The sequence below is a fragment of the Humibacter sp. RRB41 genome (assembly GCF_022761015.1).
GTDB lineage: Bacteria > Actinomycetota > Actinomycetes > Actinomycetales > Microbacteriaceae > Humibacter.
The window spans coordinates 1,125,621-1,137,723 of record NZ_JAKWJQ010000001.1; the positions used below are offsets into that span (position 1 = coordinate 1,125,621).

Consider the following 12,103-nt stretch of genomic DNA (forward strand, 5'->3'; position numbering starts at 1 on the left):
GAAAGGGAGCTTAGTCTTCCGGAACCCAGTCTCCCGTGACGAGGTACTGAACCTTCTTCGCGATGGACACGGCGTGGTCCGCGAAGCGCTCGTGGTACCGGGAGGCGAGGGTCGCGTCGACCGTGTCGACGGCACCGCCCTTCCAGGTCTCGCCGAGCACCTTGTCGAAGACGCTCACGTGCAACTCGTCGATGTCGTCGTCCTGATCGCGGATCTCATCGGCCAGTCGCGGGTCCTGCGTTCTCAGAAGGTCGACGAGCTTCTCGGCGATGACCACGTCGAGCCTTCCCATCTCGGCGAAGGTCTCGCGAAGGCTCTTCGGCACCACCTTGTCGGGGAACCGGTAGCGTGCGAGTTGCGCGATGTGCTCTGCGATGTCGCCCATCCGCTCCAGCGATGCACTGATGCGCAGCGCGCTCACGACGATGCGCAGGTCGCGTGCGACGGGGTTCTGCCTGGCGAGAATCTGGATCGACAGTTCGTCGAGCACCACGGTGAGCGCATCGATCTTCTGATCGTTCTGGATCACGGTGTCGGCCAGGGAGACATTGGACTCATTGAACGCGGCGGTGGCGTTGCGGATCGACACGACGACCAGCTCGGCGATCTCGACCAGTCGGTCTTGCACCTCGCGCATCTCATGCTGGAATACGTCTCGCATCTTGTTCGTCGCCCTCCTGGCGGCACGCTGAACGACCGGGCTGTCCGGTCCTATCGGGTCATGCTCCCCGTGACAGGTTAACGAACGGTGTCCGCGGCCGGAACTTTGCACGAAGCCACCCGCTGCGCGGGCATCCGCGGCACAGAGCGGTCTGACCGCACGGTTAACCTTGAGCATATGGACTCCACCTGGTTGGTGCTGCTGTCGCTGGCACTCGGCCTCGTGATCGGGGCCGGACTGGTCTGGCTGCTGTATGCGGCGGCGTCGAAGGGTCATCGTGCGACCGAAATCGCCAGCCCGACGGTGCCCGACGGCGTCGACCAGATCCTCGAAGCACTGCCGACGGCCGGTATCGTCGTCGACCCGAGCAACAACGTGGTGCGCGCATCCGCAGGTGCATACAACCTCGGCCTGGTCTGGAATGCCGCGCTGAGCCAGCCCAGGCTCGTCGAGCTGGTCGATCTGGTACGCAGAACGGGCGACCCCGTCGATGAAGACATGGAGTTGGCACGCAGCGCGCTCGGGGATGCCACAACGGTGCAACTCAGCGTGCGCGTCGTGCGCCTCGGCTCCCGCTACATCCTTCTGCTCGCAGACGACCGCACAGAGGCGGTGCGGCTCGAGCAGGTGCGCCGCGACTTCGTCGCCAACATCAGCCACGAACTGAAGACCCCGATCGGCGCGATCAGTGTGCTCGCCGAGGCACTGGAGAGCGCAGCGGATGACGAGGGACAGGTTCGGCACTTCGCGCATCGTCTCACCGGCGAGGCCGCACGGCTCACTCGCCTGACGCAGGACATCATCGACCTCTCGAGGCTGCAGTCGGCGGAGATCGTTCCGCATGCCGAACGGGTCTCGATCGATCACGTGGTCGCATCGGCCGTCGACCAGAATCGCGTGCTGGCGGAGCTGCGGCACATCGATCTGGCGACCGGCCGGCACTCGCACGCTGTGGTGTTCGGTGACGAGAGCCTGCTGATCACGGCTGTGCACAACCTCATCTCGAATGCCGTCAAGTACTCGCCCGACAGGGCGCGCGTCGGCGTCGGCACCCGTCTGCATGACGGCGTCGTCGAGATCTCGATCACCGATCAGGGCCCTGGCATCCCGCCAGAAGACCTCGACCGGGTGTTCGAACGTTTCTACCGCGTCGACCAGGCACGATCGCGCGCGACCGGCGGAACGGGATTGGGACTCGCGATCGTCAAGCATGCCGTGCAGAACCACGGCGGCGAGGTGCGCGTCTGGTCCAAACCCGGCCGCGGATCGACCTTCACCATCAGACTTCCCGAGGCGGAGCATCTGGTTCCGACCCAGCTCGAGCAAGGAGAACGAACGATATGACCCGCATCCTTTTGGTCGAAGACGAGGAAGCGCTGAGCGAGCCTCTGGCCTTCCTGCTGCGCCGCGAAGGATACGAGGTGACCGTCAGCGACAACGGACTGGACGCGATCGCGGAGTTCGACAGGGATGGCGCCGACCTCGTGCTGCTCGACCTCATGCTTCCCGGCATCCCTGGCACGGAGGTGTGCAAGCAGCTCCGCACGCGATCCAACGTGCCGATCATCATGCTCACCGCCAAGGACTCCGAGGTGGACATCGTCGTCGGACTCGAGCTCGGTGCCGACGACTACGTGACGAAGCCCTACTCGACGAGGGAGCTGCTTGCGCGCATCCGTGCCGTGCTGCGCAGGCGTACCGATGATGGCGAATTCGAAGACGACGGCATCCTCGAGGTCGGCTCGGTTCGCATGGATGTCGACCGTCACGCCGTCACGGTCGGCGGCGTCGAGACGCCCATGCCGCTGAAGGAATTCGAACTTCTCGAACTCCTGCTCCGCAACGCGGGCAGGGTGCTCACGCGCGGTCAGCTGATCGACAGGGTGTGGGGGAGCGACTACTTCGGCGACACGAAGACGCTCGATGTGCACATCAAGCGCATCCGCTCACGCATCGAGACGAACCCGTCGGATCCTCAGATGCTGGTGACGGTACGAGGCCTCGGCTACCGCATCGAGGATCAGCGCTTGGGCGCGTAGTCCGCGAAGCCGGGGAACGTCGACGCGAGCACGGGGACGCGGAGGCGCACCCCGGTCTCGGTCGAATAAGTGAAGAAGACGTCGGTCAGTCCTCCGGGCTTCACGCCGAGGTTGCTGAACTGAACCCGGGTCTCGCCCTCGCCGCCGATCTTCTTGACGCCGTATGCCGGAACGGTCACGTACTCGTTCGTCGAGCCGTGCTGCACCTGAACACGGTGCGGCTTGTCTTCGTTGTTGACGAAGGTGGTGACGAGGTTGCCGACCGTGCCATTGCTGCCGTTGGTGATCAGTACGGCGTTACGCACGTCGACCTGCCCGACGGAACCGCTGACGCCGACGCTCGACTCCTTGATGTTCAGGGTGTCCTGCGTGGTGACGAGAGTGCAGCCGCTCATGCCCAGCGTGAGTCCGAAAGCGAGAACGATGGATGCCGCGACGCGCGCTTTCACTTGAGATCCTCCAAGTCGCACCGGGCCGGCCCATCGGCCTGTCGGAACACCGCGGATTGCCCTGAAAGCCTACCGTATCGCGAGGGCTGGTCCGGGAGGGCGGCACAGAATAGCACGCCACCGCTGTGGTATCCTAGACGCTGCTGAAGGGACTGCAATCTATGCTTTTCGAGGTCGGCGAAACAGTCGTTTACCCCCACCATGGTGCCGCAACTATCACCGAGGTGAAGAAGAGAATCATCAAGGGCGAAGAGAAGGTCTACCTCAAGCTCAATGTCACACAGGGAGACCTCACGATCGAGGTCCCGGCTGAGAATGTCGACCTGGTCGGCGTGCGTGACGTGATCGGAAAAGAAGGCCTGGACAAGGTCTTCGAAGTGCTCCGTGCCGAGTTCACCGAGGAGCCGACCAACTGGTCCCGCCGCTACAAGGCGAACCTCGAGAAGCTCGCCTCCGGTGACGTGATCAAGGTCTCAGAGGTCGTTCGCGACCTGTGGCGCCGCGACCAGGACCGCGGTCTGTCCGCCGGAGAGAAGCGCATGCTCGCCAAGGCACGTCAGATCCTCATCTCGGAGCTCGCGCTCGCGGAGAAGACCGACGAGGAGCAGGCATCCACCGTCCTCGACGGAGTGCTCGCCTCCTGACGCCACGACGTCTGTCGCCGGGACGGCCATTCGCGCCCTCCCGGCGGCTACTGTCGAAGGCGTGAGCATCGAACCAGTCGTGCGCATCGCGGTCGTCGTCGTCGGCGCGGGGTCCGGTACGCGCTTGGGTGGCGCGGTCCCGAAGGCGTTCGTGGCGGCGGGCGGTCTCACTCTTCTCGAGCACGCCGTGCATTCCGTGATCGGCATGTCCCACCGCGCGCAGCTGATCGTCGTCGTGCCCGATGAGCTGACGGACCGAACCACTGAGCTGATCGTGCCGATCGCGCCCGAGGTCGTCGTCGTCGCGGGCGGCGCGAGCAGGCAGGCATCCGTTGCGGCAGGGCTCGACGTGCTCGATGACGCCGTCGAGATCGTGCTGGTGCACGATGCGGCAAGGGCGTTCACACCCTCCGGCCTTTTCGACGCCGTGGTCTCCGCCATCGACGCCTCGGGCGACGGCGTCGTCCCCGGGCTCCCCGTGAGCGACACCGTCAAGCGCACGGATGCCGACGCACGTATCACCGAGACCGTCGACCGCTCCGAGCTGGTCGCGGTGCAGACCCCGCAGGGTTTCCCGCGCGAGCACATCGTCGAGGCGTACCGCGTGGCGGTCGACGAGGCGACGGATGATGCGGCACTCGTCGCTGCGGCCGGGCACGCCGTGCGGATCATCAAGGGCGACGCCCTCGCGTTCAAGATCACGACGCCGGCAGATCTGCACAGGGCGGAACAGCTTCTGGGAGGCGGCATGCCCCGCATCGGTGTCGGCACGGACACGCACGCGTTCGACGGTGACGGCGAGCTCTGGCTCGCAGGGCTGTACTGGCCGGGTGAGCCGGCGCTGGCCGGACACAGCGACGGGGACGCCGTCGCCCACGCCATGGTGGACGCACTGCTGTCGGCGGCCGGGCTCGGCGACATCGGCGGTGCGTTCGGCACCGACGATCCCGGCTTCGCGGGTGCACACGGTGATGTGTTCCTGCTGGCGACCGCCGAGCTGTTGCGAAATGCGGGGTTCCGCGTCGGCAATGTGAGCGTGCAGTTGATCGGCAACCGTCCTCGCTTCTCCGCACGGCGGGTGGAAGCGGAGCGTCTGCTCACGGGCATCCTCGGCGCGCCGGTCTCGATCTCGGCGACGACGACCGACGGTCTCGGGTTCACCGGGCGCGGTGAAGGTGTCACGGCCATCGCGACAGCCGTGGTGATGCCCGCGAACGGCGCCGACACAATGGGCGGTCGTCCAGCCCGGGCCGAATAGTCTTATCGGGTGGGAATCAGACTGTACGACACGCGCGCTGCCGCGCTGCGCGACTTCGTTCCGCTCGTAGACGGCCGGGTCGGCATCTACGTCTGCGGTCCCACCGTGCAGTCCTCTCCTCACATCGGCCACCTGCGCTCGGCGCTCGTCTACGACCAGATCAGGCGGTGGTTCAACTACCGCGGCTTCGATGTCACGCTTGTCCGCAACGTCACCGACGTCGATGACAAGGTGCTGATCAACGCGGCCGCGGCGCGTGCGTCCGGCAGCAGCGAGGAGTGGTGGGCGCTGGCCTACCGCTACGAGCGCGAATTCACCGACTCGTATGCCGCTCTCGGCATCCAGGCGCCGACGTATGAGCCGCGCGCGACGGCGAGCATCCCGCAGATGCAGGAGATCATCACCCGGCTGATCGACGGTGGCCACGCCTACCGGGCCGACGACGACTCCGGCGACGTGTATTTCGACGTGCGCAGCTGGCCGAGCTATGGCGAACTGACGAACCAGAGCATCGACGCGATGGAGGCCGCTGCGGATGCCGACCCGCGCGCCAAGCGCGACCCCCGCGACTTCGCTCTGTGGAAGGGACGCAAGGAAGGCGAACCGGCCTCGGCGTCGTGGCAGAGCCCGTGGGGTGCCGGGCGTCCCGGCTGGCACATCGAGTGCTCCGCGATGTCGTCGCGCTACCTCGGATCGCGGTTCGACATCCACGGCGGCGGACTCGATCTGCGCTTTCCGCACCACGAGAACGAGCTCGCCCAGTCGACCGCGGCCGGAGAGGCGTTCGCCGACTACTGGGTCCACAACGGCTTGGTGAACATATCTGGCCAGAAGATGTCGAAGTCGCTCGGCAACTCGGTCTATGCGGCAGATCTGTTGGGTGCTGCACGCCCGCTCGTGGTTCGCTACTACCTGGGCGCCGCCCATTATCGTTCGACCATCGACTACACAGCGGGATCGCTTGCCGAGGCCGAGGCGGCGCTGGAGCGCATCGCCGGCTTCCTCGAGCGGGTCGAGCGCCGGCTCGAGGGAACGCGATTCGCGTCGAGCGGAGTGGAGATCATCCCCGACGCGTTCGCGGCGGCCATGGACGACGACTTCGGCGTTCCGCAGGCGCTCGCCGTGCTGCACGACACCGTGCGTACCGGCAATCAGGCGCTCGACGGCGAAGACCTCGGCGCGGCGGCCGCAGCACGCGGTCAGGTCGTCGCGATGACCGAGGTTCTCGGCATCAACCCCCTTTCGACGACGTGGAAGGCGCAGACGGATGCCCCGTCGCGCGCCGTCCTCGACGCCTTGCTGCGCACGCTGCTCGCCGACAGGCAGGCTGCGCGGCAGGCTCGCGATTTCGCAGCTGCGGACCGCATCCGTTCCGAGCTCGCCGACGCGGGCATCACGATCGAAGACACCCCTACGGGTGCACATTGGAGTATCGATGGCGAATAAGCCGCGCGCGGGAGCCGTACGCAAATCCAAGAAAGGCCCGATCAAGGGGTCGGGCGGGCAGGGTCGCAAGGCGCTGGAAGGCAGGGGTCCCACCCCCAAGGCCGAAGACCGCGAGTATCACGCAGCAGGCAAGCGCAAGGCGCTCGCCGAGCGCTCTGCGGCGAAGGCCGCCGGTCGCACAGGTCAACGCTCGAATACCGGCGGAGGCTCGGGAAGCCGTAGGGCGAGCTCGGATGAGGCGGAGATCGTCACCGGCCGCAACTCGGTGCTCGAGGCGCTGCGTGCACGCATCCCCGCGACGACGCTGTACGTCGCCAGCCGCATCGAGGTCGACGACCGCGTGAAGGAGATCCTCACGCTCGCCACCAAACGGGGCATACCCGTGCTCGAGGTGATGCGTCCCGAGCTGGACCGCTTGTCCGGACGCGACGCCGTGCATCAGGGCGTCGCACTGAAGGTGCCGCCCTACGAGTACGCGCATCCGGATGACGTGCTCGACCAGGTGCTCGGCCGCGGTCAGACACCGCTGTTCGTCGCCCTCGACGGCGTGACCGACCCGCGCAATCTCGGCGCGATCATCCGCTCGACCGCCGCGTTCGGCGGACAGGTGGTGATCGTTCCGCAGCGCAGATCGGTCGGACTCACCGCGTCGGCGTGGAAGACTTCGGCCGGTGCCGCGGCGCGCACGCCGGTCGCCATGGCTCCCAACCTCACGCAGACGCTGAAGGGGCTGAAGAAGCGCGGCCTGTTCGTGCTGGGCCTCGCGGGAGACGGAGACGTGTCGCTGCACTCGCTCGAGCTCGCGAACCAAGGCGTCGTCGTCGTGGTCGGCAGCGAGGGCAAGGGCCTCTCGCGCCTGGTGAGCGAAACCTGCGACGCCATCGTCTCGATTCCGATCAGCGCGACCACGGAGTCGTTGAACGCGGGGATCGCCGCGAGCGTGACCCTGTACGAGATCGCCAAGCTCCGCTCGGAGGCCGACGCCCGCTGATCCGAACGAGGACTCGCCTCGGAGACTGCGCGGCATACTCTGAAGAGGACGGCTCGCACTCCTGACGGGAGGTTGTCTCATGGATGAGAGACGACGTCTGCTCGAGCGCGTGTACTCGCGAGAGGGCGCGGCCGAGCAGCCACGCGACTACGTCGACCCGGCGACCGGCAGCACGGTCCGGATGACGCCGAGTCAATGGGCACTCGCCGAATTCGACCGGGAGCACGCGTCGGCAGATGCCCCGAGCCGCACGCCTTCGCAGCCGCGCACCCCGACGCTGCAACCGGATCGTCCGTTCCACGACCCCGACACGGATGCCTCGTCGGGGTCGCCGCCCACGGATGTCGACGAGCAGCGCTCCGGCGAACATCCTCTCGACGGTCGGGGTCGCAGACTCCGGCGCACGACGATCCTCGGTGCGGTCGGGGCGTTCGCGCTCGGCATCCTCGTCATGGGGATCGTCTGGGCGAGTGCCGGAGCCGGCCGTCACGCGGCACCGCCGACTGTCGCGAAGACGGCGACGCTCGCACCGGACGACTCGTCGTTCCGTCCTCTTCCGGGCCCGGCCATCGAGGAGTACTTCCGCAACGCCGAGCAGGCCGACGTCCTGTCGGCCGACGTCACGCGCGGATTCCTTCCCACCTCGTTCCATCTCGTCGCCGGCGGAGCCTCGTTCCAGGAGAGCAGCTCGATCTACGCCGCAAAGCGCTTGGACGACCAGATCTGTCTGGTCGCCGTCGTCGGCAGCGACCGCGCAGCGGAGACCTGCTCGACGGTAGCGGGCATCGCCCTTCACGGGCTCTCACTCACGAAGGATGCCGTGCGTTCCCTCGACGGTCGCCCTGAGACGGTGACCGTGACGTGGCAGACGGACGGCACCATCACCTGGTCGGCCGTGCCGTCGGTCGGCTGAGGTCAGACCTTCGAACGCCAGTCGTCGCCGTCATCGTCGTCGATCACACCGGTCGGAACCGTGATCGCCTCGGTGAGCGGTGCGATCACTGTCGCCTCGTCTCTGCGGTGCCGCAGGACGTCGTTGATGTACGACGAGAGCGCCTCGGCGAGCGGAACGTCGCGGCCTTCATCCTCTGACATGAACCAGCGGTGATCGAGCAACTGGTGGAACACCTCGGCCGGCTCGAGTTTGCCGCGCAGATCGGAAGGGATCGCCCGCACGACGGGCTCGAAGACCCGCATGAGCCATTCGTGCGCGAGGGCCTCCTCATCCATACCGGGCTTCGCGACGGTCGCCGCATAGGAGTCCAGGTCGTTCAGCAGCCGCCGAGCCTGGTTCTCCTGCGCATCCAGGCCGGTGAGCCGCAGGAGGCGCCGCTGGTGGTGCCCGGCGTCGACGACCTTGGGCTGGATGCGCACGCTAGCGCCATCTTCGTTGGTGCGGATAGCGAGTTCTTCGATGTCGAATCCGAGCTCGTTGAGACGACGCACGCGTTCGGCGATGCGCCACCGTTCGGATGCGGAGAACGACTCGCTTCCGGTCAGTTCCTTCCAGAGCGAGCGGTACGCGGCGACGATGCCGCCCGCGACCTCGACGGCGTCGAGTTCGTCGGCGAGTCGTCCTCCCGCTGCGATGTCCATCAGTTCGCCCGCGATGTTCACCCGCGCGATCTCCAGGTCGTTCTCACGCTGACCGTTCGAAAGGCCGCCCTCGTAGAGTTGGCCGGTCTCGGCGTCGACAAGGTATGCGGCGAACGCGCCGGCATCGCGGCGGAAGAGGGTGTTCGACAGCGACACGTCGCCCCAGAAGAAACCGACCATGTGCAGTCTCACCAGCAGAACGGCCAGGGCGTCGACGAGACGGGTTGCCGTGTCGGGACGAAGTGTCTGCGAGTACAACGCCCGGTAGGGCAGCGAGAACTTCAGGTGGCGGGTGACGAGCACGGGCTTCAGCGGTCGCCCTGACTCGTCGGCGCGGCCTTCGATCACGGCCAACGGGTCGACGCACGGCACGTCGACGCGCTGCAGGGTGCGCAGCATGTCGTATTCGCGCCTGGCCATCTCACCCGTCGTCTCCTTGATGGCGATGACGTAGCCGGAGAGGTTCGCGAACCGCACGAGATGGCGTGAGATGCCCTTGGGCAGCAGAGCGATGTGATCGTTCGGCCACTCGTCCAGCGGAAGGTCCCAGGGAAGGTCGAGCAGCGCGGGATCCACCGTCGCAGCGGTGATGTTGAGGGAGCCGGCCATAGCAATAAACCCTACTTGGAGCAAAGAAGAACGCCCCGAATCCGAGACGGGCTCGGATCCGGGGCGGTCGGTGGAGATCGGGTCAGTCGACCACGGCGCCGCCGAGGCGCTCGCCGCTTTCAGCGTCGAAGAGGTGCACGTGGCCGGGCTTCGGTGTGATGTACACCGTCTCGCCGGCGTTCGGGTGCGAGCGGCCGTCGACGCGCCCGACGATGTCGACGCGCTTCTCGTCGACCTCGGTGTGGCCGTAGAGGTAACCGTCGGCGCCGAGCTCCTCGACCAGGTCCACAGCGACGGTGAGGCCGTTGCTCGCGGTCGTGGAGACGACGACGTCTTCCGGACGCACGCCGATGGTGACCTGCTTGCCTGCCTTGGCCAGCACATCACGGTCCACCGGCACGATGGCGTTGCCGAACTGGATGCCACCCTCGGTCACGTCGGCCGAGAACAGGTTCATCGCGGGGGAGCCGATGAATCCGGCGACGAAGACGTTGGTCGGCTCTGCGTACAGTTCGCGCGGGGTGCCGACCTGCTGGAGCACGCCGTCCTTGAGCACCGCGATGCGGTCGCCCATGGTCAGGGCCTCGGTCTGGTCGTGCGTCACGTAGACGGTCGTGACGCCGAGGCGGCGGGTCAGCGAAGCGATCTGGGTGCGGGTCTGAACGCGGAGCTTGGCGTCGAGGTTCGACAGCGGCTCGTCCATGAGGAACACCTGCGGGCTGCGCACGATGGCACGGCCCATCGCGACGCGCTGACGCTGACCGCCGGAGAGGGCCTTCGGCTTGCGGTTCAGGTACGGCTCGAGGTCGAGCAGCTTGGCTGCCTCCAGCACCCGCGTCGCGCGCTCTTCCTTGTGCACTCCGGCGATCTTCAGGGCGAAGCCCATGTTCTCGGCGACGGTCATGTGCGGGTACAGCGCGTAGTTCTGGAAGACCATGGCGATGTCGCGGTCTTTCGGCGGAACATCGGTGACGTTGCGGTCTCCGATGAAGATGTTGCCTTCGTTGACCTCTTCGAGGCCGGCGAGCATGCGCAGGGATGTCGACTTTCCGCATCCGGAGGGGCCGACGAGAACCAGGAACTCGCCATCGGCGATATCGAGGCTCAACTTGTCGACGGCGGGGCGAGTGGAGCCCGGGTAGATCCGGGTTGCATCGTCGAACGTGACGGTTGCCATGGTTGTGTGTCTCCTTCACCGGCAGGTACGTGCCGGACGATCCGTAGTGAATGGATGTTGTATGGCCATCGAAGTCTCCGATGACCAGATCCGATGTTACGACATGCGTCACGCGCGGGCGAATCGGCCTCCTCGAGCCCTTTCGTCGCGGTCTCGCAAGCACGACATCCGGGGAACGTCTGGAGGTCGTCTGGGCATTTCCCAGAGTGCCGCTCTACGATCGTCCGGTGCCTTCGCATGCCTCGTCATCAGCGCATGCCGTCCCCTGCACGACACAGTTCACCACCCGAAGTGAGACCGAATGAGCAACGGCGATCCTGCTGAGCGCCCCAACAACGGCGAACGCCGTGCGGCGGCACGCGATAAGGCGCGCCAACTCCGCGAACGGCACCGCAAGCAGGAGCGCCGCCGCAGTGCGGTCGTCCGCACCAGCATCATCGCCGTTGTCATCGCAGCCGCTGCGGTCGTCGCCGTGGTGATCGTCAGTTCGATCCACGCTCCGGAGCATGGCCCGGCGAACATGGCGAGCGACGGCATCCTGATCGGCAAGGACATGAAGGCCGAGTTGACGCCTGCAGCGGCGGCCGACGCCAAGCCGGTGTCGAAGAAGCAGGATTCTGCCGGCGGCGGCGCCGTCAGCATCGTCACCTACGTCGACTATCTCTGCCCGTATTGCGGAGAGTTCGAGCGAGCCAACATCGACCAGATCGGAAAGCTGGTCGACAGTGGGGCTGCCACGATCGAGATCCACCCCATTCCACTGCTGGCGAGCCATTCGGCGGGAACGAAGTACTCGCTGCGCGCCGACAACGCTGCCGCATGCGTCGCGAACTACGACCCGAATTCGTTCTGGGCTTTCAACAGGGAGTTGTTCGACAACCAGCCGCAGGAGAACACGGCCGGACTCACAGACCAGCAGCTCAAGAAGCTGGTGAAGAAGGCCGGGACGAAGAACGACGACTCGGTGTCGAAGTGCATTGACGACGGCAGGTTCGAGCCGTGGGCGCAAAGTGCGCTGGATCGCGCTCTCGGCGGGTCGATTCCGAACTCGAGCGTGAAGCAGTTCAAGGGAACGCCGCTCATCCTGGTCAACGGCAAGCAGTACCAGGGATCGCTCACCGATCCCGATGAGTTCCGCGCGTTCATCGTGAAGGCTCAGGCCGACACCTACTCGACGCCGACGCCGACACCGACAGCGACGACGACACCGACGAGCTGACCCCATAAGATATC

Annotated in this window: 12 protein-coding genes; 8 read left to right on the top strand and 4 right to left on the bottom strand. The window is 66.3% G+C overall.

Translation table 11 applies throughout. The features are described 5' to 3' along the window. Positions 1-10: 10 nt before the first annotated feature. Positions 11-661: a phosphate signaling complex protein PhoU gene (gene phoU / locus MJ603_RS05275; RefSeq protein ID WP_243062594.1), complete on the bottom strand. Its 651-nt coding sequence runs from the start codon at positions 659-661 to the stop codon at positions 11-13. 177 nt (positions 662-838) lie between these two features. On the opposite strand from phoU, the gene MJ603_RS05280 reads away from it, so the two are divergent. Both MJ603_RS05280 and MJ603_RS05285 read left to right on the top strand, forming a co-directional pair. Then, positions 839-2,005: a cell wall metabolism sensor histidine kinase WalK gene (locus MJ603_RS05280; protein WP_243062595.1), complete on the top strand. Its 1,167-nt coding sequence runs from the start codon at positions 839-841 to the stop codon at positions 2,003-2,005. Continuing rightward, positions 2,002-2,700, top strand: coding sequence for a response regulator transcription factor (locus tag MJ603_RS05285; RefSeq protein ID WP_243062596.1), 699 nt, complete (start codon positions 2,002-2,004; stop codon positions 2,698-2,700). The genes MJ603_RS05280 and MJ603_RS05285 overlap by 4 nt, the downstream gene beginning before the upstream one ends. On the opposite strand, the gene MJ603_RS05290 is transcribed toward MJ603_RS05285, so the two are convergent. Further along, positions 2,682-3,149 (bottom strand): hypothetical protein, encoded by a 468-nt coding sequence (locus MJ603_RS05290; protein ID WP_243062597.1) that lies wholly within the window; start codon positions 3,147-3,149, stop codon positions 2,682-2,684. The two genes, MJ603_RS05285 and MJ603_RS05290, sit on opposite strands and share 19 nt — an antisense overlap. 161 nt (positions 3,150-3,310) lie before the next feature. Between MJ603_RS05290 and MJ603_RS05295 the strand changes: the two genes are divergently transcribed. The 5 genes from MJ603_RS05295 to MJ603_RS05315 all read left to right on the top strand — a co-directional run bounded on the left by MJ603_RS05295 (position 3,311) and on the right by MJ603_RS05315 (position 8,401). Continuing rightward, positions 3,311-3,793, top strand: a complete 483-nt coding sequence (locus MJ603_RS05295) for a CarD family transcriptional regulator (protein ID WP_243062598.1) — start codon at positions 3,311-3,313, stop codon at positions 3,791-3,793. A 61-nt stretch (positions 3,794-3,854) separates the two neighbouring features. After that, positions 3,855-5,051, top strand: a complete 1,197-nt coding sequence (gene ispD / locus MJ603_RS05300) for a 2-C-methyl-D-erythritol 4-phosphate cytidylyltransferase (protein ID WP_243062599.1) — start codon at positions 3,855-3,857, stop codon at positions 5,049-5,051. A 9-nt stretch (positions 5,052-5,060) separates the two neighbouring features. Then, a complete protein-coding gene (cysS, locus tag MJ603_RS05305) occupies positions 5,061-6,497 on the top strand; it encodes a cysteine--tRNA ligase (RefSeq protein ID WP_243062600.1) in 1,437 nt (478 codons plus the stop codon). Next, on the top strand, positions 6,487-7,488 hold the full coding sequence (gene rlmB, locus MJ603_RS05310) for a 23S rRNA (guanosine(2251)-2'-O)-methyltransferase RlmB (protein WP_243062601.1): 1,002 nt from the start codon (positions 6,487-6,489) through the stop codon (positions 7,486-7,488). Before cysS ends, rlmB begins: the two co-directional genes overlap by 11 nt. A 79-nt stretch (positions 7,489-7,567) precedes the next feature. After that, on the top strand, positions 7,568-8,401 hold the full coding sequence (locus MJ603_RS05315; RefSeq protein WP_243062602.1) for a hypothetical protein: 834 nt from the start codon (positions 7,568-7,570) through the stop codon (positions 8,399-8,401). 2 nt (positions 8,402-8,403) lie between these two features. On the opposite strand, the gene MJ603_RS05320 is transcribed toward MJ603_RS05315, so the two are convergent. Together MJ603_RS05320 and MJ603_RS05325 are read right to left on the bottom strand one after the other, a co-directional pair. Beyond that, entirely contained in the window at positions 8,404-9,693 is a 1,290-nt protein-coding gene (locus MJ603_RS05320) for a DUF4032 domain-containing protein (protein ID WP_243062603.1), read from the bottom strand. A gap of 82 nt (positions 9,694-9,775) precedes the next feature. Continuing rightward, positions 9,776-10,870 carry an ABC transporter ATP-binding protein gene (locus MJ603_RS05325; protein ID WP_243062604.1) on the bottom strand — a complete coding sequence of 365 codons (1,095 nt, stop codon included), beginning with the start codon at positions 10,868-10,870 and terminating at the stop codon, positions 9,776-9,778. Positions 10,871-11,171: 301 nt separating this feature from the next. On the opposite strand from MJ603_RS05325, the gene MJ603_RS05330 reads away from it, so the two are divergent. Next, the gene (locus tag MJ603_RS05330) at positions 11,172-12,089 is read left to right on the top strand and encodes a thioredoxin domain-containing protein (RefSeq protein ID WP_243062605.1); all 918 of its coding nucleotides are present in this window, start codon (positions 11,172-11,174) and stop codon (positions 12,087-12,089) included. Positions 12,090-12,103: the final 14 nt, after the last annotated feature.